General features: G+C 72.1%; 28 protein-coding genes. 11 read left to right on the top strand and 17 right to left on the bottom strand.

The window, feature by feature from the left end; translation table 11 throughout:
• Nucleotides 1–97 precede the first annotated feature (97 nt).
• From CP976_RS05045 to CP976_RS05055, 3 genes are all read right to left on the bottom strand, one after another.
• Nucleotides 98–511 (bottom strand): VOC family protein, encoded by a 414-nt coding sequence (locus CP976_RS05045; protein ID WP_150479214.1) that lies wholly within the window; start codon nt 509–511, stop codon nt 98–100.
• 10 nt (nt 512–521) lie between these two features.
• A complete protein-coding gene (locus tag CP976_RS05050; RefSeq protein WP_150479215.1) occupies nt 522–995 on the bottom strand; it encodes a helix-turn-helix transcriptional regulator in 474 nt (157 codons plus the stop codon).
• A 212-nt stretch (nt 996–1,207) separates the two neighbouring features.
• Nucleotides 1,208–2,161 carry an ROK family protein gene (locus CP976_RS05055; RefSeq protein ID WP_150479216.1) on the bottom strand — a complete coding sequence of 318 codons (954 nt, stop codon included), beginning with the start codon at nt 2,159–2,161 and terminating at the stop codon, nt 1,208–1,210.
• A gap of 160 nt (nt 2,162–2,321) precedes the next feature.
• Here CP976_RS05055 and CP976_RS05060 point away from each other — a divergent pair, with 160 nt between their 5' ends.
• Nucleotides 2,322–3,386, top strand: coding sequence for a LacI family DNA-binding transcriptional regulator (locus CP976_RS05060; protein WP_150479217.1), 1,065 nt, complete (start codon nt 2,322–2,324; stop codon nt 3,384–3,386).
• Between the two features lie 7 nt (nt 3,387–3,393).
• A complete protein-coding gene (locus CP976_RS05065; protein WP_150479218.1) occupies nt 3,394–4,227 on the top strand; it encodes a hypothetical protein in 834 nt (277 codons plus the stop codon).
• Here the strand turns inward: CP976_RS05065 and CP976_RS05070 are convergent.
• Both CP976_RS05070 and CP976_RS05075 read right to left on the bottom strand, forming a co-directional pair.
• On the bottom strand, nt 4,173–6,269 hold the full coding sequence (locus CP976_RS05070; protein WP_150479219.1) for a serine/threonine-protein kinase: 2,097 nt from the start codon (nt 6,267–6,269) through the stop codon (nt 4,173–4,175). The genes CP976_RS05065 and CP976_RS05070 overlap by 55 nt on opposite strands.
• A gap of 145 nt (nt 6,270–6,414) precedes the next feature.
• The gene (locus tag CP976_RS05075) at nt 6,415–7,716 is read right to left on the bottom strand and encodes a DUF6986 family protein (protein WP_150479220.1); all 1,302 of its coding nucleotides are present in this window, start codon (nt 7,714–7,716) and stop codon (nt 6,415–6,417) included.
• Between the two features lie 194 nt (nt 7,717–7,910).
• Here CP976_RS05075 and CP976_RS05080 point away from each other — a divergent pair, with 194 nt between their 5' ends.
• Nucleotides 7,911–8,816 (top strand): endonuclease/exonuclease/phosphatase family protein, encoded by a 906-nt coding sequence (locus CP976_RS05080; protein ID WP_150479221.1) that lies wholly within the window; start codon nt 7,911–7,913, stop codon nt 8,814–8,816.
• Nucleotides 8,817–8,873: 57 nt separating this feature from the next.
• Here the strand turns inward: CP976_RS05080 and CP976_RS05085 are convergent, their stop codons facing one another.
• The 4 genes from CP976_RS05085 to CP976_RS05100 form a co-directional block, all read right to left on the bottom strand.
• A complete protein-coding gene (locus CP976_RS05085) occupies nt 8,874–9,836 on the bottom strand; it encodes an electron transfer flavoprotein subunit alpha/FixB family protein (protein ID WP_150479222.1) in 963 nt (320 codons plus the stop codon).
• A 55-nt stretch (nt 9,837–9,891) separates the two neighbouring features.
• Nucleotides 9,892–10,680 (bottom strand): electron transfer flavoprotein subunit beta/FixA family protein, encoded by a 789-nt coding sequence (locus CP976_RS05090; protein WP_086853156.1) that lies wholly within the window; start codon nt 10,678–10,680, stop codon nt 9,892–9,894.
• Between the two features lie 219 nt (nt 10,681–10,899).
• The gene (locus CP976_RS05095; RefSeq protein WP_150479223.1) at nt 10,900–11,391 is read right to left on the bottom strand and encodes a flavin reductase family protein; all 492 of its coding nucleotides are present in this window, start codon (nt 11,389–11,391) and stop codon (nt 10,900–10,902) included.
• A gap of 83 nt (nt 11,392–11,474) precedes the next feature.
• Nucleotides 11,475–11,888, bottom strand: coding sequence for a thioredoxin family protein (locus CP976_RS05100; protein WP_150485237.1), 414 nt, complete (start codon nt 11,886–11,888; stop codon nt 11,475–11,477).
• Between the two features lie 78 nt (nt 11,889–11,966).
• Between CP976_RS05100 and CP976_RS05105 the strand changes: the two genes are divergently transcribed.
• Both CP976_RS05105 and CP976_RS05110 read left to right on the top strand, forming a co-directional pair.
• Nucleotides 11,967–12,383: a DUF4395 domain-containing protein gene (locus CP976_RS05105; RefSeq protein WP_150479224.1), complete on the top strand. Its 417-nt coding sequence runs from the start codon at nt 11,967–11,969 to the stop codon at nt 12,381–12,383.
• A gap of 185 nt (nt 12,384–12,568) precedes the next feature.
• Nucleotides 12,569–13,297: a lysophospholipid acyltransferase family protein gene (locus CP976_RS05110; protein ID WP_086853148.1), complete on the top strand. Its 729-nt coding sequence runs from the start codon at nt 12,569–12,571 to the stop codon at nt 13,295–13,297.
• 34 nt (nt 13,298–13,331) lie between these two features.
• On the opposite strand, the gene CP976_RS05115 is transcribed toward CP976_RS05110, so the two are convergent.
• A complete protein-coding gene (locus CP976_RS05115) occupies nt 13,332–13,904 on the bottom strand; it encodes a transglutaminase domain-containing protein (protein WP_167537280.1) in 573 nt (190 codons plus the stop codon).
• Nucleotides 13,905–14,078: 174 nt separating this feature from the next.
• Here CP976_RS05115 and CP976_RS05120 point away from each other — a divergent pair, with 174 nt between their 5' ends.
• A complete protein-coding gene (locus CP976_RS05120; protein WP_150479226.1) occupies nt 14,079–15,449 on the top strand; it encodes a COG1361 family protein in 1,371 nt (456 codons plus the stop codon).
• Nucleotides 15,450–15,471: 22 nt separating this feature from the next.
• On the opposite strand, the gene CP976_RS05125 is transcribed toward CP976_RS05120, so the two are convergent.
• The 3 genes from CP976_RS05125 to CP976_RS05135 are packed head-to-tail and all read right to left on the bottom strand — an operon-like array spanning nt 15,472 to nt 18,727.
• Nucleotides 15,472–16,542, bottom strand: coding sequence for a threonine aldolase family protein (locus CP976_RS05125; protein ID WP_150479227.1), 1,071 nt, complete (start codon nt 16,540–16,542; stop codon nt 15,472–15,474).
• The gene (locus CP976_RS05130; RefSeq protein WP_150479228.1) at nt 16,539–17,288 is read right to left on the bottom strand and encodes an SDR family oxidoreductase; all 750 of its coding nucleotides are present in this window, start codon (nt 17,286–17,288) and stop codon (nt 16,539–16,541) included. The genes CP976_RS05125 and CP976_RS05130 overlap by 4 nt, the downstream gene beginning before the upstream one ends.
• 41 nt (nt 17,289–17,329) lie before the next feature.
• Nucleotides 17,330–18,727 (bottom strand): DUF6421 family protein, encoded by a 1,398-nt coding sequence (locus CP976_RS05135; protein ID WP_150479229.1) that lies wholly within the window; start codon nt 18,725–18,727, stop codon nt 17,330–17,332.
• A 249-nt stretch (nt 18,728–18,976) separates the two neighbouring features.
• Between CP976_RS05135 and CP976_RS05140 the strand changes: the two genes are divergently transcribed.
• Nucleotides 18,977–19,660 (top strand): glycerophosphodiester phosphodiesterase, encoded by a 684-nt coding sequence (locus tag CP976_RS05140; RefSeq protein WP_150479230.1) that lies wholly within the window; start codon nt 18,977–18,979, stop codon nt 19,658–19,660.
• A 27-nt stretch (nt 19,661–19,687) separates the two neighbouring features.
• On the opposite strand, the gene CP976_RS05145 is transcribed toward CP976_RS05140, so the two are convergent.
• A complete protein-coding gene (locus CP976_RS05145) occupies nt 19,688–20,227 on the bottom strand; it encodes a GNAT family N-acetyltransferase (RefSeq protein ID WP_150479231.1) in 540 nt (179 codons plus the stop codon).
• Between the two features lie 70 nt (nt 20,228–20,297).
• Here CP976_RS05145 and CP976_RS05150 point away from each other — a divergent pair, with 70 nt between their 5' ends.
• Nucleotides 20,298–20,690: a VOC family protein gene (locus tag CP976_RS05150; RefSeq protein ID WP_150479232.1), complete on the top strand. Its 393-nt coding sequence runs from the start codon at nt 20,298–20,300 to the stop codon at nt 20,688–20,690.
• A 2-nt stretch (nt 20,691–20,692) separates the two neighbouring features.
• Here CP976_RS05150 and CP976_RS05155 read toward each other — a convergent pair whose 3' ends face one another.
• Complete coding sequence (locus CP976_RS05155; RefSeq protein WP_150479233.1) at nt 20,693–21,607, bottom strand: GNAT family N-acetyltransferase; 915 nt, start codon at nt 21,605–21,607, stop codon at nt 20,693–20,695.
• Nucleotides 21,608–21,785: 178 nt separating this feature from the next.
• Between CP976_RS05155 and CP976_RS05160 the strand changes: the two genes are divergently transcribed.
• Nucleotides 21,786–22,547, top strand: a complete 762-nt coding sequence (locus CP976_RS05160) for a VOC family protein (RefSeq protein WP_167537281.1) — start codon at nt 21,786–21,788, stop codon at nt 22,545–22,547.
• 106 nt (nt 22,548–22,653) lie between these two features.
• Here the strand turns inward: CP976_RS05160 and CP976_RS05165 are convergent, their stop codons facing one another.
• Both CP976_RS05165 and CP976_RS05170 read right to left on the bottom strand, forming a co-directional pair.
• The gene (locus CP976_RS05165) at nt 22,654–23,133 is read right to left on the bottom strand and encodes a MarR family winged helix-turn-helix transcriptional regulator (protein WP_150485238.1); all 480 of its coding nucleotides are present in this window, start codon (nt 23,131–23,133) and stop codon (nt 22,654–22,656) included.
• Nucleotides 23,134–23,498: 365 nt separating this feature from the next.
• Entirely contained in the window at nt 23,499–25,163 is a 1,665-nt protein-coding gene (locus tag CP976_RS05170) for an FUSC family protein (RefSeq protein WP_150479235.1), read from the bottom strand.
• A gap of 163 nt (nt 25,164–25,326) precedes the next feature.
• Here CP976_RS05170 and CP976_RS05175 point away from each other — a divergent pair, with 163 nt between their 5' ends.
• Together CP976_RS05175 and CP976_RS05180 are read left to right on the top strand one after the other, a co-directional pair.
• Complete coding sequence (locus tag CP976_RS05175) at nt 25,327–25,887, top strand: DUF5134 domain-containing protein (protein ID WP_150479236.1); 561 nt, start codon at nt 25,327–25,329, stop codon at nt 25,885–25,887.
• Nucleotides 25,888–25,987: 100 nt separating this feature from the next.
• Nucleotides 25,988–26,923 (top strand): M56 family metallopeptidase, encoded by a 936-nt coding sequence (locus CP976_RS05180; RefSeq protein WP_150479237.1) that lies wholly within the window; start codon nt 25,988–25,990, stop codon nt 26,921–26,923.
• Nucleotides 26,924–26,994 lie beyond the last annotated feature (71 nt).

The following is a 26,994-nucleotide window of genomic DNA, read 5'->3' on the forward strand; positions in this document are numbered from 1 at the left end:
GCTGCCGCGGTCGGACGATCTGGCTTCCCCGCGCCGGCCGAGAGGCGCGGCGCGGGGGTGTTGCGTGTGGGTCTGCGGGCCGGCTGCTACCGCGCCGTCACGGCTTCAGCTGCTGGATGCGGACCATGTTGCCCGCGGGGTCGCGGAAGGCGCAGTCGCGGACGCCGTACGGCTGGTCCACGGGCTCCTGGACCACCTCGGCGTCGCCCGCCTGCACCCGCTCGAAGACGGCGTCGACGTCGGGGGTGGCCAGGACGATGCTGGCGTAGGTGCCCTTGGCCATCATCTCGGCGATGGTCCTGCGCTCGTCCTCGGTGACGCCGGGGTCGGCGGCCGGCGGATGCAGGACGATGTTCGTGCCGGGCTGACCGACGGGGCCGACCGTGATCCAGCGCATGCCCTCATAGCCGACGTCGTTGCGGACTTCGAAGCCGAGGGTGTCGCGGTAGAACGCCAGGGCGGCGTCCGGGTCGTCGTGCGGAAGGAAGCTGGCGTGAATGGTGAGGTCCATGGCCATCACGCTAGTTTCGGCTCGGGGTGGGCGCTTCTCGATTCCTGATCGGTCTGGTCACCTGTTTCGCCACGCACGACGGAATTCCCGCGGTGGCGAGGGCCGCCTCGCGCCGGAAAGCGCTGGGCGGCATGCCGACCAGTTCCGTGAAGCGGGTGCTGAAGGTGCCCAGCGACGAGCAGCCGACCTCGAAACACACCTCCGTGACGCTGAGGTCCCCACGGCGCAGCAGCGCCATGGCGCGCTCGATGCGGCGCGTCATGAGGTAGCTGTACGGCGACTCGCCGTAGGCGCGCTTGAACTCGCGGCTGAGATGCCCGGCCGACATGTGCACACCCCTGGCCAGCGCCTCGACGTCCAGAGGCTGTGCGTACTCCCGGTCGATCCGGTCCTTGACCCGGCGCAGGAGGGCGAGGTCGCGCAGGCGCTGGGCCGGGGCGGGTCTGCTGTTCACACGCGTGATCGTGTCACATCGCACAGACATTCGGGCGCTTTCCGAGAGAAAACCCGGTATGCCGGACAGGCGTCCGTCAGGTGTAGTACGTGGCGCCGCCCGTCAGGTGCGGTGCGTGTCTCCGGCATCCGCAGGGTCAGATGCCGCCCGCGCCGGAGCGGTTCCCTCCAGATCGAGAACGTGCCGGGCTCAGGAACGTGCCACGCTCAGGACGTATCCCCCCTGAACGTTCCTGCCCGGTCTCACACCCCGGCCGCGGCCGTGTCCGTCCGCCGCGCCAGTGCGGCCGCCGCCGCGCCCACCAGCCCGGCGTCGGTGCCCATCTGGGCCGGGGCCACGGTCAGGTGCCGCACGAAGGACAGCGTCGCGTAGGTGCTCAGGGCCTTGCGCAGGGGGACGAACAGGACGTCGCCCGCCTTGCCCACTCCCCCGCCGATCACGGCGATGTCGATCTCCACGAGGGTCGCGGTCGCCGCGATCCCGGCGGCCAGGGCCTGGGCGGCCCGCTCGAAGGAGGCGACGGCGACCGGGTCGCCGGCCCGGGCCGCGGCGGCCACCGCGGCGGCGGACGTGTCGCCGTCGGCGCCGGGCCGCCAGCCGTTCTCCAGGGCGCGCCGGGCGATGTTGGGACCGCTCGCGATGCGCTCCACACAGCCGTGCGAGCCGCACGGGCACAGATCGCCGTCGAGGTCCACACTGATGTGGCCGATGTGGCCGGCGTTGCCCGTGGGCCCGGCGTGCAGCCGGCCTCCGAGCACCAGGCCGCCGCCGACACCGGTGGAGACGACCATGCACAGCGCGTTGTCATGGCCGCGGGCGGCCCCCTGCCAGTGTTCGGCCGCCGTGATCGCCACACCGTCGCCGATCAGCTCGACGGGGAGACCCCCGGCCGCGGCCCGGACGCGCCCGACGAGCGGGTAGTCGCGCCAGCCGGGCACGTTCACCGGGCTGACCGTCCCCGCCGACCTGTCCACCGGACCGGCGCTGCCGATCCCCACGGCCGTGACCCGGTCCCGGAGCGGTGACCCGGTGAGTTCGCCGAGCACCTCCTCCACGGCCCGCATCACGGTGTCACCGTCCTCCCGGGCGGGCGTCGGCCGCTGGGCGCGGACCAGGATCCGTCCCTGACCGTCCACCAGAGCGCCGGCGATCTTGGTGCCGCCGATGTCGAGCGCGGCCACGAGGTCGGTGTGCATGAGTGTCGGAACTCCCCGTCAACGGTGAAAGGACTGGCCGGCCGGCAGCGGAGCACGGTCCGCAGATTGCGGTGGACAGTCTCTCCCGAGGCTGACAACGTTGTCCAGGCTCTATGCTCGACGCCACATCCTCATACAAACCCAGGACCGACGCACCCCCGTGGACGACAGGACAGGACACCGCACCGTGCCCGAGACCAACCTCCGATCCGCCACGCGCTACGGCACCCGGCCGACCATGAAGGACGTCGCGGCACGTGCCGGGGTCGGACTCAAGACGGTCTCCCGCGTCGTGAACGGGGAGCCGGGCGTGACCCCGGAGACGGAGCGGCGTGTCCAGGAGGCCATCGACGCGCTCGGCTTCCGCCGCAACGACAGCGCGCGGGTGCTGCGCAAGGGCCGCACGGCGAGCATCGGCCTGGTCCTGGAGGACCTCGCGGACCCCTTCTACGGGCCGCTGAGCCGGTCGGTCGAGGAGGTGGCCCGCGCCCACGGGGCCCTGCTGATCAACGGCTCCAGCGCGGAGGACCCGGACCGCGAGCAGGAGCTGGTGCTGGCCCTGTGCGCGCGGCGGGTGGACGGGCTGGTGGTGATCCCGGCCGGTGACGACCACCGGTATCTGGAGCCGGAGCTCAGGGCGGGTGTCGCCACGGTGTTCGTGGACCGGCCGGCCGGGCACATCGACGCCGACGTGGTCCTGTCGGACAACTTCGGCGGTGCCCGGGACGGCATAGCCCACCTCGTCGCGCACGGGCACCGCCGGATCGGCTTCATCGGCGACATGCCCCGCATCCACACCGCCGCCGAGCGGCTGCGCGGCTACCGGGCCGCGATGGAGGACGCGGGCATACCGGTGGCGGACTCCTGGATGTCCCTCGGTGTCACCGACCCCGAGCGGGTGCGCAGGGCGGCCGAGGAGATGCTGTCCGGCCCGGACCCGGTCACCGCGATCTTCGCGGCCAACAACCGGGTGACCGTCACCGTGATCCGCGTGCTCGCCGAGCAGACCCGCCGGGTCGCCCTGGTCGGCTTCGACGACATCGAGCTCGCCGACCTGCTCCAGCCGGGCGTCACGGTCGTCGCCCAGGATCCGGCGGCCATCGGCCGCACCGCCGCGGAACGCCTCTTCCGGCAGCTGGACGGCACCCTCGTCGTCCCGGAACGCATCGAGCTGCCGACCCGGCTGATCACCCGCGGCTCGGGCGAGCTGCCCCCGGCGGACTGAGCGGCCCATGGAACCCTCGGAGCACACGGAGCACGTCACCGATCGCACACTGCGAGCACTCGGCCTGGCCGAGGCGCCGCGCGAGCACCCCCTGCTCTACCCGGGCGCGTGGCCCGCCGACTCCGGGCTCCTCGACGGGGACCGCTTCCTGCCGCTGGACCGGCTCGTGCACGAGGACCGCACGCCGGTTCTCGCCATCGGCTCGAACGCCTGCCCAGGGCAACTGCGGCACAAGATGCAGGAGTTCGGGATCATGTCGCCGATCCCGATGGTGAAGGCCCGGGTGACGGGCGTCGACGCGGGTGTGTCGGCGCATGTGAGCCGCATGGGGTACGTGTCGGCCTCACCGGTCGGCGCCCCGGACACCGTACGGGAGCTGTTCGTCCTCTGGCTCGACGCCGAGCAGCTCGCCGTGATCGACGCGAGCGAGGGCGTGCCGGTGCCGACCGGCAACTACGACCGTGCCTGGCTGCCCTCGCCCGACGTGCGCATCGATCTCGCGGACGGCACCCGCCTGCCCGGCGCGTACGCGTACGTCAACCGGCACGGTGTCCTGCACGACGGCACCGGCGTGCCGCGCACCCACCCGGGCCAGCGGGTGCTGCTCACCGAGCTGCTCGTCGGCCTGCCCCGCTTCCGGGAGCTGTTCGGCGTCGTGCCCGAGGAGTTCTGCGCACGCGCCCGCTCCGATCGGCGGCTGTGCGAGCGGGGAACGCGGCTGTTCGTCGAGGAGAAGCTGGTGACGGCCTCCGGGCTGGAGCGGTACGCGGCGGTGTCGCTGCGCGCTCAGCAGACCGGGAGCCCGGGGACGGGCGCGTCGTTGTCGCCGCCCTTGATGTAGACGTCGCTGACCCAGACGTCCGTGTTGCCGCTGTCGTCGTCCGTCTTGGCCCACCAGATGTTGGTCCACCGGCCGTCGGTCTCCCGCCGGCCCAGGTTCTGCTGGCAGTAGAAGTAGTTGGTGCCGGCGTTGAGGATGCCGACCTTGGTGCCGGAGGCGGTGTAGGAGTCCGCGGTCTTCCAGACCGTGCAGTTGTACTTGCCGCCGCCGATGGCGTGGCAGACGGGTGCCTCGCTGGGGGTTCCGCCGCCGCCCGTCGTACCGCCGTCGCCGGATCCGCCGCCGGTGCCGCCGCCTTCGGAGGTGTCGCCGGACGTTCCCCCGGTCGTCTCGCCGGGGGACTTGGCGGGGGCCGAGGTGGTCGCCCGGCCGGTGGGCTCCGGTTTCTTCTCGTCCCCGGGCTTCTTCGACGGGGCCTTGCCCTTCTCGTCGCCCTTCCCCTCGGGCCTGGGGGCGTTCGAACCGTCGTCAGCACGACCGGACTCAGCCGCGGAGGCCGCGGCATCCGCACGGGCGGCGTCGGTCCGCGCGCCCGTGTCCTTGCCGTCGGAGTCATTCATCAGGGCGACCGTCGTACCGGCCGCCGCGAGGACGACGGTGACGGCCGCGGCGGCGAGGAGGACGCGGGTCTTACGGCGAGGCGTGGCTCCGGCGTTCATCGGACCTGTGGGAGCGGAGGCGCCGGCGGCGGGGCTGCCCGGGCCGGCCGGCCCGAAGCCCTGCGGGCCGGGTCCTGGGTCGTGTGGGCCGGACACAGTGGTGTGCGGGCCGGACACAGTGGTGTGCAGGCCGGGCTCTGAACCATGCTGAGCGGCCCCTGAGCCGGGCGAGCCGGCTCCTGCGCCCTGCGGACCCTGTCCCGAGCCATGGGGATCGGTCCCCTGCGAGCCGAGCTCTGAGCCCTGCGCACCGACCCCTGCCTGCGCCGGCCCGTCCGAGCCCGATCCGGTCTGTCCCGGTGCGCCGGAGGCGGTCGCTCCTGAAGCGCCGGTGGCCCCGGAACCGGCCTCCGTGCCGGAGCCCGGTGTGCCCGGGTCCTCGTGGGTTCCGGCGGCGCCCGGCAGACCGTGCTGCGGTGGGCCGAATCCCGGCGGTATCGAGGGGACGACGCGCTCCGTCTCCGGGCGCGTGGGCGAGGTCGGAGCCGCACGGCCTCGGAGTGAGGACGTCGGCGTGTCGATTCCGCCCGTGTCCGCCACCGCCTGGAGCATCTCGCGGGCCCGGTCGGCCTCCGGGCGGCCCTCGGGGCGCTTGTCCAGCAACTGTCGGAGGACGGGGGCGAGAGGACCGGCGCGCCGGGGTTCGGGCAGCGGCTCGGAGACGATCGCGGTGAGCGTCGAGAACGTGGACGTACGGCGGAAGGGCGCGGAACCCTCGACGGCCGCGTACAGCGTGGCGCCCAGGGCCCAGATGTCGGAGGCGGGGCCCGGGTCGGCGCCCTGGGCCCGCTCGGGGGCCAGGTAGTCGAGGGAGCCGACGAGTTCGCCGCTGCGGGTGAGGTTCGTGGCCGAACCGTCGCCCGGGTCCTCCATCGTGGCGATGCCGAAGTCGGTGAGGACGACCCGGCCGGAGCGGTCGAGCAGGATGTTGCCGGGCTTCACGTCGCGGTGCAGGACGCCCGCGCGGTGGGCGGCGGCCAGGGCGTCCATGACCTTGGCGCCGATCCCGGCCGCCTCGCGTGCGTCCAGCGGGCCGCGGTCGCGCAGTACGTCGTCCAGGGACGGCCCGTCGACCAGCTCCATGACGATGAGGGGGCGGCCGTCGACCTCGGCGATGTCGTGCACGGCGATGACTCCGGTGTGGCGCACCCGGGCCGCCGCACGCGCCTCGCGCTGCATCCGCACGCGCAGACCGGCCAGTTCGGGGCCGGCCGCGTCGGTGTAGGTGCGCAGTTCCTTGACGGCCACCTCACGGCCGAGGACCTCGTCGACGGCCTTCCAGACGACGCCCATGCCGCCGCGACCCAGCTGGGCCGTGACGCGATAGCGGTCTGCCAGCAGCCGACCGGCCCCGTCCGCCTGCCCGTACTCCCCCGTCGACACCGCTGCCCCGTTCCTCTGACCCCACCGGATTCACCGACACGTCCGTGCGTGGCGTACAGACTACGGGGCGGCTGTGACGGCGACAGCCGGAGGTGACTGCTGTGACAGTGCCGGTACGGGGGAGCAGACCCCCGGGGAGAAGCCGTCAGGCGGACGCGGTCAGGTCCCCTCGCCTCGGTACCGCGAAGCTCTCCAGGTCGGCGCGGGTCAGGCCGGTCAGCCGTGCGACCTCCCCGATGTCCAGGGCGCCGCAGTCCAGGCCGCGCAGCAGGTAGCCGCTGAGGGCCTTGGCGGTGGCGGGTTCGTCCATGACGTCGCCGCCGGTGCGGTTGGCGTAGCGGGCGAGGCGGGCGGCGGCCTGCTCGAAGCCCTCGCGGTAGAAGGCGAAGACGGCCGCGTAGCGGGTGGGGAGGTGGCCGGGGTGCATGTCCCAGCCCTGGTAGTAGGCGCGGGCCAGGGCGCGGCGGGTCAGGCCGTAGTGCAGGCGCCAGGCGGCGTGCACCTTCTCGGTCGGGCCGATGGGCAGGACGTTGGTGGAGCCGTCCGAGACGCGGACGCCGGTGCCGGCCGCGGCGACCTGCATGACGGCCTTGGCGTGGTCGGCGGCCGGGTGGTCGCTGGCCTGATGGGCGGCGGAGACGCCGAGGCAGGCACTGTAGTCGAAGGTGCCGTAGTGCAGGCCGGTGGCACGGCCCTCGGCGGCCTGGATCATGCGGGCGACGGTGGCGGTGCCGTCGGCGGCGAGGATGGACTGGCTGGTCTCGATCTGTATCTCGAAGCCGATCCGGCCGGGTTCGAGGCCGTGTGTCTTCTCGAAGGCGTCCAGCAGCCGGGCCATGGCGGTGACCTGCTCGGCGTAGGTCACCTTCGGCAGGGTGAGGACCAGCCCGCCGGGCAGGCCTCCGGCCTCCATCAGGCCGGTGAGGAAGATGTCGAGGGTGCGGATGCCCCGGGCGCGTACGGGCGCTTCCATGCACTTCATGCGGATGCCCATGCAGGGGGCCGCGGTGCCGTCCTCGTACGCCTCGGCGATCAGCCGGGCGGCGCGGGCGGCGGCCTCGTCCTCCTCGGCGTCGGGGCGGTTGCCGTAGCCGTCCTCGAAGTCGACGCGCAGGTCCTCGATCGGCTCGCGTTCCAGCTTGGCGCGCACGCGCGCGTGGACGGGCTCGGCGAGTTCGTCCGAGAGACCGAGGACGGCGGCGAAGGACGCGGCGTCCGGGGCGTGTTCGTCGAGGGCGGCCAGGGCACGGTCGCCCCAGGAGCGGATCGTGTCGGCGGCGAAGGCGTCGCCGGGGACGTAGACGGTGTGGACGGGCTGGCGGGTGCCGGGGTCACCGGGGTAGCGGCGCTCCAGCTCGGCGTCGACCGGCGCGAGGGAGGCGCTGATCTCCTCGCTGACGGCGCCCGCGAGGCTCGTCGCCACCTTCTCCTGCTGGCCCTGACCCATTCCGAGACCCTCCTATTTTCCGCTGTACGGAATCAACAATCCGTAGAGCGAAGTTATCGGTCGGCCTTCGGCCTGGTCAACACCGTCTTGAAGTGGTATTCCCCATCCTTCACCCTTGGTCACTGCCGACCCGCCGTCTTCTTCCGTATTCAGAAGGCAAGCTTCATCCTGACGTGCAAGGGGAGGGAGACCACGTGCCGAACGAGGCCGGAGTGACGCGCCGCCACGGGCTCAAGGCGGCGGCGGCCGCCGCCATCACAGGACCGCTGCTCACCAGCGCGGGCCCCACACAGCCCGCTTCCGCCGGCGAGCACCCAGGCGCTCTGAACGTCATGACGTTCAACGTGCGCTTCGGGACCGTCGTCGACACGACACCGCGCTGGGACGTGCGCCGACCGGTGATGCGAGAACTGCTGCGCCGCGAGCGACCGCACGTCATCGGCACCCAGGAAGGGCTCTACCGGCAAGTGCGCGCGATCGAGAAGGATCTCGGCGGGCACTACGACTGGATCGGCACCGGACGCGGGGGCGGCAGCAAGGACGAGTTCATGGCGGTCTTCTACGACACGCGCAGACTCGACCCGATCGAGTTCGATCACTTCTGGCTGTCCGACACCCCGTACACGATCGCCTCGAACACCTGGGGCGCGGACTGGCTGCGCATGGTGACCTGGGTCCGTTTCGCCGATCTCGCCAACGAGAGACGGGAGTTCTACGTCCTCAACACCCACCTGGACAGCGTCAGCCAGTACGCCCGGGAACGCTCGGCGGGGCTCATCGGTGAGACGATCGCCGGGTGGGACCGGTCGTTACCGGTCATCGTCACCGGCGACTTCAATGCGGACGCCCACGACAACCGGGTGCACGACATGATGCTGGACATCGGACTGGTGGACGCCTGGGACACGGCGGCCTCGCGGAGTCCGGCGTACGGGACGCACCACGGCTACCGAGGGCCCAAGCCCGGAGGGCGGCGCATCGACTGGATCCTCACGACGCCCGGGGTGACCACGCACTGGGCCGGGATGAACACCTTCTCCGTGGACGGGACGTACCCGAGCGACCACCTGCCGGTGCAGGCCTCGATGACCCTGGGATGAGAAGAGGCCCCCGTGACCGTTCGTGCGGTCACAGGGGCCTTCCACAGCCGGGGTCGATCAGCCCTTGCGGGTCTTGATCTCCTCGGTCAGGGCCGGGACGACGTCGAAGAGGTCGCCGACGACGCCGTAGTCGACGAGGTCGAAGATCGGGGCCTCGGCGTCCTTGTTGATCGCGACGATCGTCTTCGAGGTCTGCATACCGGCGCGGTGCTGGATCGCGCCGGAGATGCCGGAGGCGATGTACAGCTGCGGCGAGACGGACTTGCCGGTCTGGCCGACCTGGTTGGTGTGCGGGTACCAGCCGGCGTCCACCGCGGCACGCGAGGCGCCCACGGCCGCGCCGAGCGAGTCGGCCAGGGCCTCGATGATCGCGAAGTTCTCCGCGCCGTTGACGCCACGGCCACCGGAGACCACGATCGCGGCCTCGGTCAGCTCCGGACGGCCCGTCGACTCACGCGGCGTGCGACCGGTGACCTTGGTGCCGGTGGCCTTCTCGGAGAAGGTCACGGACAGCGCCTCGACCGCACCGGCGGCCGGGGAGGCCTCGACGGCCGCGCTGTTCGGCTTGACCGTGATGACCGGGGTGCCCTTGGAGACACGGGACTTGGTGGTGAAGGACGCGGCGAACACCGACTGCGTGGCCACGGGGCCCTCGTCGCCGGCCTCCAGGTCGACGGCGTCGGTGATGATGCCGGAGCCCAGACGCAGCGCCAGACGGGCGGCGATCTCCTTGCCCTCGGCGGAGGACGGCACCAGCACGGCGGCCGGGGAGACGGCCTCGACCGCGGCCTGGAGGGCGTCCACCTTCGGTACGACCAGGTAGTCGGCGTACTCGGACGCCTCGTGCGTGAGCACCTTCACCGCACCGTGCTCGGCGAGGGCGGCGGCGGTGTCGGCGGCGCCGTTGCCCAGCGCGACGGCGACCGGCTCGCCGATGCGGCGGGCCAGGGTCAGCAGCTCCAGGGTGGGCTTGCGGACGGCACCGTCCACGTGGTCGACGTAGACGAGAACTTCAGCCATGGGACTTCTTCTCTCCTGCTTGCGAAAGATGAGGGGCGGTCAGCGAATGCGGGGCTCAGATGAACTTCTGGCCCGCGAGGAACTCAGCGAGCTGCTTGCCGCCCTCGCCCTCGTCCTTGACGATCGTGCCTGCCGTACGGGCCGGACGCTCGGCCACGTTCTCGACGGTGGTGTAGGCGCCCTCCAGGCCGACCTCCTCCGCCTCGAGGTCGAGGTCGGACAGGTCCCAGGACTCCACCGGCTTCTTCTTGGCCGCCATGATGCCCTTGAAGGACGGGTAACGCGCCTCGCCCGACTGGTCGGTCACCGACACGACCGCCGGCAGGGAGGCCTCCAGGTTCTCGGAGGCGGCGTCGCCGTCGCGGCGGCCCTTGACCGTGCCGTCCTCGACCGACACCTCGGACAGCAGGGTCACCTGCGGCACACCCAGACGCTCGGCGAGCAGCGCGGGGACGACGCCCATGGTGCCGTCGGTGGAGGCCATGCCGGAGATGACCAGGTCGTAGCCGGCCTTCTCGATCGCCTTGGCCAGGACCAGGGAGGTGCCGATGGCGTCGGTGCCGTGAATGTCGTCGTCCTCGACGTGGATCGCCTTGTCGGCGCCCATGGACAGCGCCTTGCGCAGGGCGTCCTTGGCGTCCTCGGGGCCCACCGTCAAAACGGTGATCTCCACGTCGTCGTCGGAGTTCTCGGAGATCTGCAGCGCCTGCTCGACCGCGTACTCGTCGAGCTCGGAGAGCAGACCGTCCACGTCGTCCCGGTCGACGGTCAGGTCATCGGCGAAGTGCCGGTCGCCAGTGGCGTCGGGCACGTACTTCACAGTGACAACGATCCTCAAGCTCACGCCGGCTCTCCTACTGCATCGTCATTTCCATGCTGCCTACTTGCAGGCAGCATAGGCGCCTCAAGCGGCCGATCCCGGTCGGGGGCGACCCCTGCTCCGAGCGAAATATTACTCGTCAGTACACCCAGTTCGTTCCCGCTAAGCAAGCGCTTTGAACTGTGACCTTCGCAACGCAGCGTAACCGGAACTCGACGGTCCCGCAGCCCGGGGAACAGGTGATCAATCGCGCAGGCGGTTGAAGCGTCCCTGGTGGTAGAGGAGCGGCCGGCCGGTGCCCGTGGGGTCGCCGAGCACGACCTCCGCGATCACGATCCGGTGATCTCCGGCGGGCACGCGCGTGACGACCCGGCCCACCAGCCAGGCCAGCACACCGTCGAGCACGGGGACTCCCTCGGGCCCCTCACGCCAGGCCGTGGGCGGCGCGAAACGGTCGGCTCCGCTGCGGGCGAAGGTGGCGGCCAGCTCCTGCTGGTGCTCACCGAGGATGTGGACTCCGACATGGTCCGCCGCCGCGATCGCGGGCCAGCTGGAGGAGCCGGTGCCGACCCCGAAGGACAGCATGGGCGGCTCGGCCGAGACGGAGGCTAGGGAGGTGGCGGTGAAGCCCACCGGACCGGCGTCGCCACGGGCGGTGATCACGGCGACCCCCGCCGCGTGCCGCCGGAAGACCGAGCGCAGGAGGTCGGGCGTGCCGAGAAGGTCCGCAGGCATGGGGTCAGGCTGACGATAAATGGTTGGCGCAGTCAAGTTCGTTCCCCGATGTGGGAGATGGCTCACTGACCGGGTCGCGTCCCTCACACCGCCTCCCCCAGCGCGGCGATCACGTCGGCCTTGCGCGGCTGGCCGGCGGCCCGCCGCACCACCCGGCCGTCGGCGTCGAGGACCAGCACGGTCGGGGTCTTGAGGATGTCCAGCCGTCGCACGAGGTCCAGGTGGGCCTCGGCGTCGATCTCGACGTGGGTCACGCCCGGGACCATGCCGGCGACCTCGCCGAGGACCCGCCGGGTCGCCCGGCAGGGCGCGCAGAAGGCACTGGAGAACTGCACGAGTGTGGCCCGCTCGCCCAGTTCCGCGCCCAGCTCGGCCGCGTCCAGCCGCTTGCCCTCGTCCCGCCCGCGCACCCGCACTCTCCCGCTCCGCCGCCGTTGCAGCACTCCGTAGGCGCTCGCCACCGCGAGCACCAGCACGCACACCACCAGTCCGGTCATCACCTGCTGCAAGCGTTCACGAGACCGCAAAGATTCCCGCCCTCACCTCGGGCGCATGCTGCGGAATGCTTGCTTCCCATGGACATCGATGTGAGAGGGCCGCGTTTCGGCGCGGCCGTGACGACCGTCGTCCTGGCGGTCGTACTGGTCACGGGGAGCGCGTGGCTGCTGGCCTGGCAGACGCTGGCGTTCCTGCTCGGCGCCGCGGGCGGGGTGACCCGGGCGCCCTACGGCCTGCTGTTCCGGAAGGCCGTACGGCCGCGGCTCGGGCCTCCGACCGCGTTCGAGGCGCCCGAACCGCCGCGTTTCGCCCAGGCGGTGGGGCTGTTTTTCGCCGCAATCGGGCTCGCCGGCTACGCCCTGGGACCCGGCTGGCTTGGTCTCGCGGCAACCGGCGCCGCGCTCGCGGCAGCCTTCCTGAACGCCGTGTTCGGGTACTGCCTGGGGTGCGAGATGTACCTGCTCGTACGGCGGATGACGGTAGGCCTGAAGTAATACGGACGTAAAAGCCCGAGGTGGGGTCCGGCGGAGACGTGACGAGAATCTCTTCACGGGCGGGCACGGGGACTGGCTACCCGGCCGTTCTTCGGGCACGATCTCGACAAGCCGTAAACCTACGGCTGCGTAACTTTCCACTGGGAATCCCTTCCCAGGCAGAGCAGGAAGGGTCCGACCCGCCCATGGCAGAGCTCGTCTACCGTCCCGTCGTCGGTTGCGCCCGCACGCTGTTCAAGGCGTGGGACCTCAAGATCGACTGTCAGGGTTCGGAGAACATCCCGCGCTCGGGCGGCGCCGTGCTGGTGAGCAACCACATCAGCTACCTGGACTTCGTCTTCAACGGCCTGGCGGCGCTGCCACAGAAACGTCTCGTGCGCTTCATGGCGAAGGAGTCCGTCTTCCGTCACAAGATCTCGGGCCCCCTGATGCGCGGGATGAAGCACATCCCCGTGGACCGCAAGCAGGGCGAGGCGGCCTACGCGCACGCCCTGGACTCACTGCGGTCGGGCGAGATCGTCGGCGTCTTCCCCGAGGCGACCATCTCGCAGTCGTTCACGCTGAAGAGCTTCAAGTCGGGTGCCGCGCGCATGGCCCAGGAGGCCGGCGTCCCGCTGATTCCGATGGCGGTGTGGGGCACGCAGCGGCTGTGGACCAAGGGCCACCCCCGCAACTTCAAGCGCAGCCACATCCCCATCACGATCCGGGTCGGTGAGGCGATCGAGGCATCCCGCGACAAGTACGCCGGCGCGATCACCCGTCAGCTGCGCGAGCGCGTCCAGGAACTCCTCGAGGCCGCCCAGCGCGCCTACCCCGTACGCCCGAAGGGCCCGGACGACACCTGGTGGATGCCGGCCCACCTCGGCGGCACGGCTCCGACGCCGGAGCAGGTGCGGGCGGCCGAGGCGCACTGACACGGGGGCGGCCGGCCCGGGCTCGGGTCCCGCCTCAGAGTGCGGTGGGGAGTGTCTCCCACAAGTGGGGCCGGTCGTCGGCTGACTTCAGGGCGTCGAGCACGACCGGGTGGGCCGCGGCATACAGGACCGGCCAGTCCGTCTCACCGGAAGCCGGGTCGGGCGTGAAGGCGAGCCGCTCGCCGTCGAGGGAGAACCGCGCGTCCACACCCGGCTTGTTGCCCCGGGGGTCCTGCCGGTGCCATGCGCCGTTGAACCGCACGGCGACCAGACCGTGCACCACGTCGAGCTTCTGGTAGCACAACGCGGTCGGGATGTCCTCGGCCCGCAGCAGCGCCGCGAGCGCGTGGGCCTTGGCGTAGCAGATGCCGGTGCGCTGTTCCAGGACATCGGAGGCTCGCCAGGTGACACGGAGATCGCCCGAATCCTGCGAGTGCGGAATGGTGTCGCGCACGAACTCGAACGCCGCCCGCGCATACTCATACGAGTTAGCCACACTCCTGGCCAGCTCGGCCGCCGTCTCGCGAACGAGCGGATGGTGATGGTCTACCGCCTCGTCAGCGACCAAGTAGGCGGAGAGGTCGGGGGTTTCCTGGATCAGCTGCATGCGGGCAGAGCATAGGGACGAGATCACTCCCGGGTCAATGCATTTTCGTTCTACCGCATACATATGCATCGACCGGAAGAACGGCTGAACACCGCCGCAACCACCCGCCCGGCCACAACCCTTCCCCCGCGCCACCGGTCTCGGCCTCCGCAGATCCGTGACAAGGGGGAAGACATGAAGCACCCACACCGCCTGCTCGGCGCCGCGCTCGCGAGTTGCGCCCTGGCGGCGGCCGGAGTCGGGGCCGGGCCCGCGCACGCCCAGGAGAACCAGTTGTGGATCAGCGCGCCGTACGAGACGGTGCTGCCGGGCGCCGACGCGGACGGCGGCGCGCGTGAGCGCGGCCTGGCCGTACAGGTCAGCCGCGATGTCGCCGACGGCGGGGTGCCGGCCGGGCGACTGACCGTCGACATCAGCGAGATCGCCTCTTTCGCGCGGGCGTCGTGGCCCGCGAACTGCGAGCCCGAGTCCGAGGTCAGGGCGGTCTGCGACTTCCCCGAGATGCCCGCCGGGACGGAGAGCGTGCCGGCCGCCGCGTTCGGGCTGCGCGCGCTGCCCGGAGCGGACACCGGCGCCTCGGGGTACGTGCGCTACTCGGCCGCCGCCGGAGAGGCGACGGCCCACCCGGCCGAAACCCGGGTCGGCGTGGGCAACGGGCCGGACCTCGGTCTCAGTCAGGCCGACTACCAGCGCGACCTCAGGCCGGGCTCGAAGACAAGCGTGCGGGCGACACTGTCCAACAGCGGAAACCGCACCGCGGAGCGCACCCTGCTGTCGCTCGACGCCTCGTACGGGCTGCGTTTCGGGGAGCGGCACGCCAACTGCGAGTACCGGGAGCACGACACCGGTACGTCCGCCCTGTGCGTGCTGGACGAGGCGGTGGCACCGGGACAGCGGTACGCGCTGGACACCGGTCTCGGCGTGGGCCGGAAGGCGCTGTACGAGCGGTTCGACCACTCCGTCCATCCGTACTCCGACGAGGCGGTGGAGGAGATGCGCGGCGACTGGACGTGGACCCGGGGCACGGGCGCCGAACTGGACCTGCGCCCCGTGGCCGCCGCCCGGGCCACGGCGGCGGACCCCGACATCGATCCGCAGGACAACTACCGGACCGTCATCCTCGACGCCCGGAACACCGCCGATCTGAAGCTGACCGGCAGCAGGGTGAGCGGGGCCGCCGGTGACACCGTCACCGCCCGGGTCACCGTGCACAACCGCGGTCCGGCCTGGGTGGCGTCGCTGGGCGTGGGCGCGGCCGTGGCGAAGGTGCGGTTCCAGGCGCCGGAGGGGACCACGGTGACAGTGCCCCCGGAGGAGGACTGCTGGACCTCGGAGGACCCCGCGTCCCCCACGACGTACTACTGCAAGACGCCGATCTACCTGCACGACAAGGCGTCGCACACCTTCGAGATCCCGCTGCGGATCGACCGTGTGGTGCGGGGCGCACGCACCACCGTCGCCACCGTCAACGACGATCCCGAGCTGAGCATCAGGAAGTTCGACCCGAACCTGCGCAACAACAGCGCGGGGATCGTCGTCAACTGACGGCGGTCATCAGGAGATGGCCCTAGCGGGCCATCTCCTCCTTCAGTGCCGCGACGAACGCGTCCACGTCCTCCTCGGTCGTGTCGAAGGCGCACATCCAGCGGACGTCGCCCGCGGCCTCGTCCCAGAAGTAGAAGCGGAACCGCTTCTGGAGGCGCTCGCTCACGTCGTGCGGCAGGCGGGCGAACACGGCGTTGGCCTGCACCGGGTAGAGGATCTCCACACCGTGCACGGCGCGTACCCCCTCGGCGAGGCGCTGGGCCATCTCGTTGGAGTGGCGGGCGTTGCGCAGCCACAGGTCACGGGCGAGCAGTGCCTCCAGCTGCACCGACACGAAGCGCATCTTGGAGGCGAGCTGCATGGACAGCTTGCGCAGGTGCTTCATGTGGCTGACGGCGTCCTGGTTCAGGACCACGACCGCCTCGCCGAACAGGGCGCCGTTCTTGGTGCCGCCCAGGGAGAGGAGGTCGACGCCGGCGGCGTTGGTGAGCGTCCGCATCGGGACGTCCAGGGTGGCGGCGGCGTTGGCCAGCCGGGAGCCGTCCAGGTGCACCTTCATGCCGTGCGCGTGGGCGTGCTCGCAGATGGCGCGTATCTCGTCCGGCGTGTAGACCGTGCCCAGCTCGGTGGCCTGGGCTATGGAGACGACCTGCGGCATCGCGCGGTGCTCGTCGTCCCAGCCGTACGCCTGCCGGTCGATCAGCTCGGGCGTGAGCTTGCCGTCGGGCGTGGGCACGGTGAGCAGTTTCAGGCCGCCGACCCGCTCGGGCGCCCCGCACTCGTCGACGTGGATGTGCGCGCTCTCGGCGCAGATCACCGCTCCCCAGCGGTCGGTGACCGCCTGGAGGGCGACGACGTTGGCGCCGGTTCCGTTGAAGACCGGGAACGCCTCGGCCGTGGGCCCGAAGTGGCTGCGGACCAGTCGCTGGAGGTTCTCGGTGTACGCGTCCTCGCCGTACGCGACCTGGTGCCCGCCGTTGGCCAGGGCCAGGGCGGCGAGCACCTCCGGGTGGGCGCCGGCGTAGTTGTCGCTGGCGAAACCGCGGACCTCGGGGTCGTGATGGCGACGGGCGTCGGTCTTCGGCGGGTTCACGGCTTCTCGGTGAGCCACAGACGGTTTCCGTTCACTTCGGCGGCGGGCTTCTCCCAGATGCCGGTGATGGCCTCGGCCAGGTCCTGGACGTCGGTGAAGCCCGCGAACTTCGCGTTGGGGCGGTCGGCACGCATGGCGTCGTGCACCAGTGCCTTCACCACCAGGATCGTAGCCGCCGAGGTCAGGCCCTCGGGGCCGCCGGCCTTGCGGAAGTAGTCGGCCATGGCCAGCGTCCACGCCTCGGCCGCCGCCTTGCCGGCGGCGTACGCGGCGTTGCCCGCGGTGGGCTTGCTGGCGCCCGCCGCGCTGATCAGCACATACCGGCCGCGGTCGCTGCGCTGGAGCGCCTCGTGGAAGGCGAGGGAGGTGTGCTGCACGGTGCGCACGAGCAGCATCTCCAGGAAGTCCCAGTCGTCGAGACTGGTCCGGGTGAAGGTCTCGCTGCCGCGCCAGCCGCCGACGAGGTGGACCAGTCCGTCGACGTGGCCGAAGTCCTTCTCGATGCGGGTGGCCCAGTCGTGGGTGGCCCGCAGGTCGAGCAGGTCGACCGTGTCACCGGTGACGGTGGCGCCGCCGGTGGCGTAGCTCGCCGCGTCCACCGCCTCCGCCAGCCGCTCCGGATCGTTGTCCGAGCCGATGACGGTGGCCCCCGCCTCGGCCAGCCTGAGCAGTGCGGCCCGGCCCGCGGGTCCTCCCGCTCCGGCCACCGCGATCACCGCGCCGCTGAGCGCCCCGTTCCCCGCCATGGTCTTCGCCTCCTGAGCAGTGTTCTCGCTTCGCCGATCGCTCACGCGGCGACCCGCTCGGCGTCGTCCGCCGTGATGCCCTTGGTGGAGGCGATCACGTTCTTGAGCTTCTTGGACAGTGCCTCATAGAACATGCTCAGCGGAAACTCGTCCGGAAGCACGTCATCGACGAGTTTCCGCGGCGGCTGCGTCACGTCCAGCGCGTCGGGGCCCTTGGCCCACTTCGAGCCCGGGTGCGGGGCGAGGTAGGTGGAGACGAGCTCGTACCCGGCGAACCAGTGGACGAGCTTGGGGCGGTCGATGCCGTCGCGGTAGAGCTGCTCGATCTCGGCGCACAGCTGGTTGGTGACCTGCGGGGCGCGCTCCCAGTCGATGGTCAGCTTGTTGTCGGTCCAGCGGACGACGTCGTGCTTGTGCAGGTAGGCGAAGAGGAGCTGGCCGCCGAGGCCGTCGTAGTTGCGGACGCGCTCGCCGGTGACCGGGAAGCGGAACATGCGGTCGAAGAGCACCGCGACCTGTACGTCACGCGCCTGCGGCACGCCGTCCTGGGCGAGCTTCACGGCCTCCTTGAAGGCGGTGAGGTCGCAGCGCAGCTCCTCCAGGCCGTACATCCAGAACGGCTGGCGCTGCTTGATCATGAACGGGTCGAACGGCAGGTCGCCGTGGCTGTGGGTGCGGTCGTGGACCATGTCCCACAGGACGAACGCCTCCTCGCAGCGCTTCTGGTCGTGGACCATCGCGGCGACGTCCTCGGGCAGCTCCAGGCCGAGGATGTCGACGGCGGCGTCGGTGACGCGGCGGAAGCGGGCGGCCTCGCGGTCGCAGAAGATGCCGCCCCAGCTGAACCGCTCGGGGGCCTCGCGCACGGCGATGGTCTCGGGGAAGAGCACGGCGGAGTTGGTGTCGTAGCCCGACGTGAAGTCCTCGAACTTGATGCCGCAGAACAGCGGGTTGTCGTAGCGGGTGCGCTCCAGTTCGGCCAGCCAGTCCGGCCAGACCATGCGCAGCACGACCGCTTCGAGGTTGCGGTCCGGGTTGCCGTTCTGCGTGTACATCGGGAAGACGACCAGGTGCTGGAGGCCGTCCGCACGGTTCGCGGCGGGCTGGAAGGCCAGCAGCGAGTCGAGGAAGTCGGGCACCTGGAACCCGCCGTCGGCCCACCGGCCGAGGTCCTTGGCCAGGGCCTCGTGATAGTCGCGGTCGTGCGGGAGCAGCGGGGAGAGCTCCAGGACCGCGTCCGTGACCTGGCGGACGGCGAGCTCGGCGTCGGCCGGGTCGGGCGCGCCCTCGGCGTCGAAGTCGATCGACCCGTCCTTGGACTGCCATGGCCGGATCCGCTCCACGGCATCCTTGAGCACGGGCCATGCCGGGTGCTCCACCACCCTGACCACGGGAGGAACCTGCTCCTCCGAACCCACCTGCACAAGAATTTCCGTCATGTCACACCTTCCACGGGAGAATCTCGCGTACGCCGACCGTATACATACGAGGTTCCTCCCAGCAAGGGCCACCTCGGGAAAATATCCTGCCTCACCCGGCCCTTCACCGCACTTTTTCCTGTCGACCATCCTTCTGCCCGCACGCACGCCGACCATGCCCTCACCCTCTGCACAGGGCGGGTGCAGGCGATACGGTCAGGTGGGCCGTCAGGCCCCCAGTGCCGCCTGTCGACGGAAGAGAGTCGCGTCTTGAACTTCCTCACCATCGGTCACCGCGGAGTCATGGGTGTGGAACCCGAGAACACCCTCCGGTCCTTCGTCGCCGCGCAGGAGGCCGGCCTCGACGTCATCGAACTCGATCTGCATCTGAGCAAGGACGGCGCGCTCGTCGTCATGCACGACACGGACGTGGACCGCACGACCGACGGCACCGGGGCGATCGCCGAGAAGACCCTCGCCGAGCTGCGGGCCCTGGACGCGGGCCGTGGCGAGCGGGTGCCGGTCTTCGAGGAGGTCCTGGAGGCCGTGTCGACGCCGCTCCAGGCGGAGATCAAGGACGTCCAGGCGGCGCGGGCCCTGGCCGAGGTGATGAACCGGCGCGGGCTGGCCGGCCGGGTGGAGGTGTCCTCGTTCCACGACGAGGCGATCGCCGAGATCAAGCCACTGGTGCCGGGTGTGCGCACCGCGCTGATCGCCAGCCGCTACGGCACCGACATCGTGGACCGGGCCGTCGAGGCGGGCGCCGCGACCGTCTGCCTGAACATCCGCCGGCTGACCCTGGAGATCGTGGAACGCGCCCGCAAGGCCGACCTGAGGATCATCGGCTGGGTGGTGAACACGCAGGACCATCTGCGTCTCGTCCGCGCCTTCGGTCTGGACGGCGCGACCACCGACCACCCGGACATCAAGCGCACGGGCCGTTTCACCGCGTAGGGCCTGTCGCGGGACAGGCCCTGGTGACTAGACCAGCTCCTTGACCAGCAGCTCGAACTCCAGGTCGTCGCGCTGCGGCACGCCGAAGCGCTCGTCGCCGTACGGGAAGGGGGTCATCCGTCCCGTACGGCGGTAGCCGCGGCGCTCGTACCAGGCGATGAGGTCGTCGCGTACGGAGATCACGGTCATGTGCATCTCCGTCACGCCCCACGTCTCACGGGCCAGCCGTTCCGCCTCGGTGAGGATCACCTTGCCGAGGCCCGCACCCTGGAGCCGGGGACTGACCGCGAACATCCCGAAGTAGGCGTGCTCCCCCCGGTGCTCGACCTGACAGCAGGCCACGATCCGCCCCTCCCGCTCCACCGTCAGCAGCCGGCCGTCGGGCGACTTGACGACGGCCAGCACACCCTCCGGATCGGTCCGCTGCCCCTGGAGGATGTCCGCCTCGGTGGTCCACCCGGCCCGGCTCGCGTCACCCCGGTACGCCGACTCGATCAGCGCGACCAGCTCGTCCACGTCGGCGTCCGTGGCATCGCGGAAGGTCAGTCCGGTGGCGGCGGTGTCCATGGGCGTACGTCTCCGTTTCGTGGGGCGCGCGGGCAGGGATGAGAGTAACTCCGCCACTAGGCTCCGGTGCATGGTGCATGTACTCAGCAGCCGGATTCTGCTCCGCCCCACCGACCCCGAGCGGTCCCGCGCCTTCTACGGGGAACAGCTCGGGCTCCCCGTGTACCGGGAGTTCGGCACGGGGCCGGAACGCGGGACGGTCTACTTCCTCGGCGGGGGCTTCCTGGAGGTCTCGGGCCGGTCCGAGACCCCGCCGGCGCCGGCCGCGCGGCTGTGGCTCCAGGTCGCCGACGCGGCGGCGGCGCAGGACGAGCTGCGGGCGAAGGGCGTGGAGATCGTCCGGCCGCCGGTGAAGGAGCCCTGGGGGCTGGTCGAGATGTGGATCGCGGATCCGGACGGGACGCCGATCGTGCTGGTGGAGGTCCCGGCGGACCACCCGATGCGCTACCGGCCCGGCATCTGAGGTCACCCGGGGCGGTGCTCCCAGCCCCGGTCGGTACGGGTCAGTTCGCGGAAGCCCGCGCCCGTCAGGTGCCCGAGGATGGTGCTGTCCGCGGCGGATTCGTAGGCGACGAGCCGGTCCACGCCGCACAGGCGGAGCCAGTCGGCGGCCTGGCCGAGCAGCCAGTGCTCCAGTCCCGTGCCGTACTGCGCGGGCTCGATGCGCAGGTTGCCGATGTCGGCCAGGCCGGCGGCCCGGGCGTGGCGTTCCGGGCGGGCCAGGGCCGTGTCGATCTCGACGAACCCGAGGGCGCCGGTGCCGGCGCGGGCCGTGAAGCGGGTGCCGCACTCCCCCAGCGTGCGCTCGACCGTGACGCCCGGCCGGGGCTCGGGCTCCGGCAGGTCGGCCACCCGGGCGATGAGGATGACCTCGGTGTCCCCGACGTGCCGGAAGCCCGCGCGTTCGTAGACGGCCCGGATGTGCGGCCAGTTGCGGGGCAGGCCGTAGACGAGGGGGGCGGGCAGCGCGCCGTCGGCGTACCGGACGCGGACGTTCCAGCGGGCGAACCGCGCCAGGCACGCCCGCATCAGCAGGTCCGCGGCCTGGTCGGCGTCCGGCGAGAAGGACGCCGGCGGACGGCACACGAACCAGTCGATCTCGGCGGCGTCCCGGTAGGACTCGCCGACCTCGGCGTCGGCGCGGTAACGCAGCAGATGGGCCGCGGCGACGACGTACTCGCGCTGCTCGGCGACGAGCGTCGTCCGCTCGGCCACCCAAGGGTCGGTGATGAACTCGCCGGGCTGCCGCTCCAGGTCGCTGAGGACGGTGTTGACCGAGACCGAGACGCCGGGGACGACGGCCGCCACGTGCATGTTGACCAGGTCGGTGAGCTGGTCGCGGTCGGCCCGGCGGAAGGGGCGCACCTCGAGCGCGGGCATGGGAAACCTCCGGGCAGGGTGAAGGAGCTGGAGGCCGCCACGCGGTGCGGTACGGACCGAGGGTATGCCGGGGCCGGTGCGGCACACCAGTGGGTTTCCCCGGATGGCGGGGAGGACGGAGCGCGGCCTAGCGTGCTGGAGAGGCTCACGCCCGGGAACTGTCTGCGGAAGGAACGCCATGAAGCTCGACGCACCGGTGACCGGCGGGCCCTGCTGGACCGAGCTGGGGACCACCGATCTGGAGGCGGCCCGGCGGTTCTACACCAGACTGTTCGGCTGGCGGCCCGAGACGGACCCGCGTCAGGAGGCGGGCGGCTACACCATCGCGCACCTCGGGGACGCGGCCGTCGCCGCGCTGGCGCCGCTGTACCAGCCGTCGCAGCCGGTCGCGTGGAACGTGTCGTTCGCGGTGACCGACGCGGACGCCGTAGCCGGTGCGGTGACCGAGGCGGGCGGGACGGTCCTGTTCGGCCCGACGGACGTGTTCGACGCGGGCCGGTTCGCGGTGGCCGCCGATCCGGGCGGTGCCGTGTTCCAGATGTGGCAGGCGGGGGCCTTCCCGGGCGCCGGGCTGTTCAACGCGCCCGGTTCGCTGGGCTGGGTGGAGCTGTACACCCGGGATCCCGAACACGCCGTGGCCTTCTACACACGGGTGTTCGGCTGGACCGTCAACGCCTCGGAGCGCTACCCGCAGTGGGGCGTCGACGGGGCGGACTTCGGCGGCATGGTGACGATGGACGACAAGTTCCCGCCGGAGGTTCCGCCGCACTGGCTGCCGTACTTCGCCGTCGCGGACGTGGACGCCACGACCGCCGTCGTCCAGGCGCACGGCGACGTCCTCATGGTCCCCACCTCCGTACCCGACGGACCGCGCATCGCGGTGCTGCGGGATCCGCAGGGGGCGATGTTCGGTGTGTACCGGGCGGGCGACGAGGGCTGAGGTCATGCGGGCCTCGGACGCCGCTCGGCTTCCCGCACGGCGCACGACGTGCTCGGACCGCAGGCCCGGGCGGCTGTGCCCCGGGCCGGCCCCGCCGATGGACGGATCAGCTCCGCAGCGCACCCAGGCGGCCCTCCAGCTGGCCGAGCAACTCGCCGAGCAGGGCCGCCAGTTCGCCCTGCTCGGGGCCGTCCAAGCCGGACAGGACGGCGGTCTCGTAGGTGAGCTGGGCGGGCAGGATGCCGTCGACGAGTTCGCGTCCGGCGTCGGTGAGGCGGAGATGGACGACACGCCGGTCGCGGCTGTCGCCGCGGCGTTCGACCAGACCGCGTTCGGTCAGCTGCTTGAGGCGCTTGGTGACGGCGGCCCCCGAGGAGAAGGTCTCCCGGGCCAGCTCCCCGGGCGTCAGCTCGTGCCCGGTGCGGCGCAGCGCGCCGAGCAGATCGAACTCCGGACGGCTGAGCCCCGCCCTGCGCAGGGGCGCGTCCTCGGCCTGCTGGAGGAGGGCGGCACAACGGTTGATCCGCCCGATGATCTCCATCGGCCCGGTGTCGAGCCCGGGGTGCACGGCCTGCCACTGCCGCACGACGGCGGCGACGGTGTCGCCCCGCCGACGGCCGGCGAAGTCCCCACCGACGCCCGAGGCCTCACCGTCCGGATCCCATCCAGCCGCAGGGGCCTCACCGGCCAGGCCTCCATCGGCCGCGGAGACGTCACCGCCCGGGCCCCCTCCAGCCGCGGGAGTGATCCCGCCGCCTGAGCCCTCTCCAGCCCCCTGGGCACGATCGGCACGGTCCTCTCCCGCCGCCCGGGCCCCGTCAGCCACCCGCCTGTCCCCCACCGGCTCTCCTCCGGCCACCGGCCTCGGGCCCGCCCCCGGGCCGGCCCCGGTCCCCGGCTCCGGGCCGCCCCCTGGCCCGCCCCCGTTGGCCGATGGTCCATCCGTCGCCGTCATGGCCGTGCGTCCTCCGTCTCTGTGTCCGTGCCCCGGTCCGGGAGCAGCCCCTGGCGTCGTGCCGTCGCGGCGAGCGTACGGTGTCCGGACTGCTCGGCCAGTACGACCCGCTCCTGGGGCAGGGCGCGCTGCCAGCATTCGCCGGCCGCGGCGTCGGCGGTGGCGCGCAGCTCGGCCAGGGCGACGGCGAGTCCACGGCGGGCGGCCTCCAGGGCGGCGGCGTCGGGGTCCCGCTCGGCCAGGAGGCGGGCGGCGCGCTCGCGCGCCCGGTCGGCGGCGGTCAGGGCCCGTTCGACGCGGTCGCCCGCACGGCGGTTGGTGACGGCCACGGCGGCGACGAAGCCGACCAGGGCGCCGAGGACCGTGTCCACGACCCGCTCCGTCATCAGCTCGCCCGGGTTCTGGTATCCGGCGAACTCGGTGATGAGCAGCGCCATGGGGGTCACGCAGACGCTGCCGAGCCAGTAGTTGCGGCTGATCAGCAGCTCGGCGCCGAAGCTGAACGCGAGGCAGCACAGCACGAGGGCCGCCTGGCCGAGGTGCGCGAGCGGTGCGACGGCCGCGAAGACGAGCACTCCGACGACGTTGCCCACGACGCGCTGGACGGCCCGGCTCCAGGTCAGGGCGATGTTCGCCTGGTAGAGCGAGGCGGCGGTGACCAGGGCCCAGTAGGGGCGGCCGACGCCGAGGGCCAGGGAGGCGTAGCCGGCTAGCGCGCAGCCGAGCGCGGTGCGTACCGCGAGCGGGGTCAGCGGGCCCAGCCGCGCCCAGAGGCCGCGGGCCGCGTCCACACCGAGCAGTTCGTCGGCGGCCGCCCGCGGCAGCCCGGCCTGCGGGATGGGCCCGGTGCCGCGCAGCGCGCCCGCCCACGCCCGCAGACGGCCGGCGTCCGCCTCCGTCGGTGCGGCGAGGGCCACCTCGGCACGGACGACGAGCCGTTCGAGCGCGCGGCGGGTGCGGGAGCGGGCACCGGTGGACAGCAGCGCCTGCCAGGCGGCCTGCACGGCGGCGTAGCCCGCGGCGCGGGCCCGGGCATGGCCCTCACCGGTGCCACCCGTCCCGGCGTACGCGGCGGCGGCCTTCAGCGCGGCGGCGGTGGCGCGTCGCTCCGGGCCGTGCGGGCGGACCAGCGCGGGCGCCATGCAGACCAGCCAGGCCCAGGCACCCGTCGCGGCGGCAAGCGCCAGATGGCCGGGAACCTGGGCGAGGGTCTGCGGCGCGAAGAGGGATGCGGAGCTGACGAAGGTGAGGACCACGTTGCCGGGTGGCCCGACCCGGGTGGCGTCGCACAGCACCTTCTGGGCGGCGGCCAGCAGAGCGCCGACGGTGACCAGCACGACGGCGCTGCCGGTGAGCGAGGCCGCGACCAGGGCGACGGCGAGCCCGCCGAGCATGCCGAGCACCACCCACACCAGGACCCCGGCACGGGCGGCGTACGGCCGGTTGTGGGCGTACAGCGCGCACAGGGATCCGGCCATCGTGTACATCGCCAGGTCGAGCCGGCCGAGCGCCAGCAAGATGACGCCGGGCGGGGCGATCGCCGCGACCACGCTCAGCGCGGGTTTGAACCAGATGTCCGAGGGCCGGCCGACGCGCAGCACGCCCGCCAGCGGGAGAAACCGGGCGGGTGGGGATGCCGGGGCTGGGGTCGCACTGCTCATGGGACAAAGATTAACAGGTGTTTTACTCGTAAAACATAGCCCTCACCTGCTGTGCTCCGTCGGATGCTCCCCGTGTACACCCTTGCGCTCGCGTGCGCGCCGCATGGCCCGGGCATCGATGGACCGACTGCCGAGTTGACCGACCGTCGAGCGGGAGGTGCGCGTGCACGGACCGGCTTCGTCCGGCTGGCTGCTGGTGGCGCTCTGCGCGGTGACCGGCGCCTACTGCCTGGCGCGGATGCGCGGCGGCGCCGGGGAGGAGCGCGGCGCCGCGGGCGGCGAGGCGCTGATGGGTTTCGGGATGGCCGCGATGGCCGTGCCGGCGGCGGTGTTCACTCCGCCCTCATGGGCCTGGCCCGTGTACGCGGTGGTGTTCGGGGCGGCCGCGGTCCCCGCGCTGTGGGCGGCGAGGGCCGGCGCGCACCACCTCCACCACCTGGTGGGGGCCGGGGCCATGGTCTACATGTCGGTCGTCATGGCCGGCGCTCCCGCACACGCGCACGGGCAGGGGGGATCGGGAGTCCCGCTCCTGACGGGTGCGCTGCTGCTCTACTTCGCCGGATACGTGCTGCTGACCGGCGTCCGACTGGTGCCGGTGGCCGCCGTGGCGGGAAGCGGGGCCGGGGGCGGCGGATCCGCCGGGTGGGGTGACCGGCCGGAGCTGGCGCGGGCCTGCCGGCTGTCCATGGGGATCTCGATGGTGGCGATGCTGCTGTCGCTGTGAGCGGGACGATCCCGGTACGCCCGTACGGATTCGTTGCCTGCGTCACTTCGGCGCCACAAGTCGTACCCCTGAGCGGTGCGTCACTCATAGGCTGCGCCTCATGATGCTCCCCGCGGCACTGTTGCTGCTCGGCGCCCTGATCGCAGTGGTCGCTCCCCGGCTGCTCGCCCGTGCGGACTGGCCGGATCGTGAGCCGGTGGTGGCGCTGTGGGTGTGGCAGTGCGTGGTGGCGGCCGTGCTCGTGTGCTGCGCGCTGGCGATGACACTCAGCGCGGCGGCGGCCTGGCACGCGGTCGGCGGGCATGTTTTCGCAACGGCGCCGAGCCCGGTCGTCGATGCCTACGCCCTCGGTACGGCGGGCCCCTGGGCGGCGGCCATGGCCGTGGCGCTGGCAGGCGGCGGGCTGTGGAGCGCGGCGATGCTGGTCCGCGAGATCGGCGGAGCACGCGCCCGGGGCCGCCGCCGGCGGGCCGATCTGCTGGTCAGGGCGCCGCTGATGCCGGGCGAGGTGGCCGTGTCCGGCCGGCTCGTCGTCCTGGAGAGCGAGCAGCCCGACGCCTGGTGGCAACCCGGCACTCCACCGCAACTGGTCGTCACCACGGCCGCGTTGCGCCGGCTGAAGGGCCGGCAACTGGACGCCGTGCTCGCCCACGAGCAGGGGCACGCGCGGGCCCGGCACGACTGGCTGCTGAACTGCTCCTCCGCACTGGCGGGCGGCTTTCCGCAGGTGCCGGTGTTCGCCGCGTTCCGCGACGAGATGCACCGCCTGGTCGAACTCGCCGCCGACGACACGGCGTCCCGCCGCTTCGGACGCCTGACCACGGCCCTGGCCCTGGTCGAACTCAACGAGCACCGCGGTGTGTTCGGCCCCTGCCCGACCCCGCAGGCACATGTCCCGGCACGGGTGCACCGGTTGCTCACTCCCCCGGACCGTCTGCCCCCGGTACGCCGGCTGCGGCTGACGGCGGCGGCCGCACTGGTGCCCGTGGTGCCGGTGCTGGTGGCGTTCGGACCGGGGCTGCGGGCGCTGGGATAGCCGGGATCCACGACCCGGGGCGCCGGTGGCGTCCTGGCCGATTTCGTGGGCGCCGGAGGGGCGTCAGGGTG

The organism is Streptomyces coeruleorubidus (assembly GCF_008705135.1).
GTDB classification, from domain to species: Bacteria; Actinomycetota; Actinomycetes; order Streptomycetales; family Streptomycetaceae; genus Streptomyces; species Streptomyces coeruleofuscus.

Coding starts and splice junctions, on each gene's coding strand:
- CP976_RS05085 (WP_150479222.1), bottom strand. CDS start 9,836: ATGGCTGAAGTTCTCGTCTACGTCGACCACGTGGACGGTGCCGTCCGC.
- CP976_RS05100 (WP_150485237.1), bottom strand. CDS start 11,888: ATGACCGGACTGGTGGTGTGCGTGCTGGTGCTCGCGGTGGCGAGCGCC.
- CP976_RS05150 (WP_150479232.1), top strand. CDS start 20,298: ATGGTGCATGTACTCAGCAGCCGGATTCTGCTCCGCCCCACCGACCCC.
- CP976_RS05135 (WP_150479229.1), bottom strand. CDS start 18,727: ATGACGGAAATTCTTGTGCAGGTGGGTTCGGAGGAGCAGGTTCCTCCC.
- CP976_RS05145 (WP_150479231.1), bottom strand. CDS start 20,227: ATGGACACCGCCGCCACCGGACTGACCTTCCGCGATGCCACGGACGCC.
- CP976_RS05115 (WP_167537280.1), bottom strand. CDS start 13,904: ATGCAGCTGATCCAGGAAACCCCCGACCTCTCCGCCTACTTGGTCGCT.
- CP976_RS05065 (WP_150479218.1), top strand. CDS start 3,394: ATGGAACCCTCGGAGCACACGGAGCACGTCACCGATCGCACACTGCGA.
- CP976_RS05105 (WP_150479224.1), top strand. CDS start 11,967: ATGGACATCGATGTGAGAGGGCCGCGTTTCGGCGCGGCCGTGACGACC.
- CP976_RS05180 (WP_150479237.1), top strand. CDS start 25,988: ATGATGCTCCCCGCGGCACTGTTGCTGCTCGGCGCCCTGATCGCAGTG.
- CP976_RS05075 (WP_150479220.1), bottom strand. CDS start 7,716: ATGGGTCAGGGCCAGCAGGAGAAGGTGGCGACGAGCCTCGCGGGCGCC.
- CP976_RS05095 (WP_150479223.1), bottom strand. CDS start 11,391: ATGCCTGCGGACCTTCTCGGCACGCCCGACCTCCTGCGCTCGGTCTTC.
- CP976_RS05120 (WP_150479226.1), top strand. CDS start 14,079: ATGAAGCACCCACACCGCCTGCTCGGCGCCGCGCTCGCGAGTTGCGCC.
- CP976_RS05055 (WP_150479216.1), bottom strand. CDS start 2,161: ATGCACACCGACCTCGTGGCCGCGCTCGACATCGGCGGCACCAAGATC.
- CP976_RS05155 (WP_150479233.1), bottom strand. CDS start 21,607: ATGCCCGCGCTCGAGGTGCGCCCCTTCCGCCGGGCCGACCGCGACCAG.
- CP976_RS05050 (WP_150479215.1), bottom strand. CDS start 995: ATGTCTGTGCGATGTGACACGATCACGCGTGTGAACAGCAGACCCGCC.
- CP976_RS05045 (WP_150479214.1), bottom strand. CDS start 511: ATGGACCTCACCATTCACGCCAGCTTCCTTCCGCACGACGACCCGGAC.
- CP976_RS05110 (WP_086853148.1), top strand. CDS start 12,569: ATGGCAGAGCTCGTCTACCGTCCCGTCGTCGGTTGCGCCCGCACGCTG.
- CP976_RS05170 (WP_150479235.1), bottom strand. CDS start 25,163: ATGAGCAGTGCGACCCCAGCCCCGGCATCCCCACCCGCCCGGTTTCTC.
- CP976_RS05160 (WP_167537281.1), top strand. CDS start 21,786: ATGAAGCTCGACGCACCGGTGACCGGCGGGCCCTGCTGGACCGAGCTG.
- CP976_RS05130 (WP_150479228.1), bottom strand. CDS start 17,288: ATGGCGGGGAACGGGGCGCTCAGCGGCGCGGTGATCGCGGTGGCCGGA.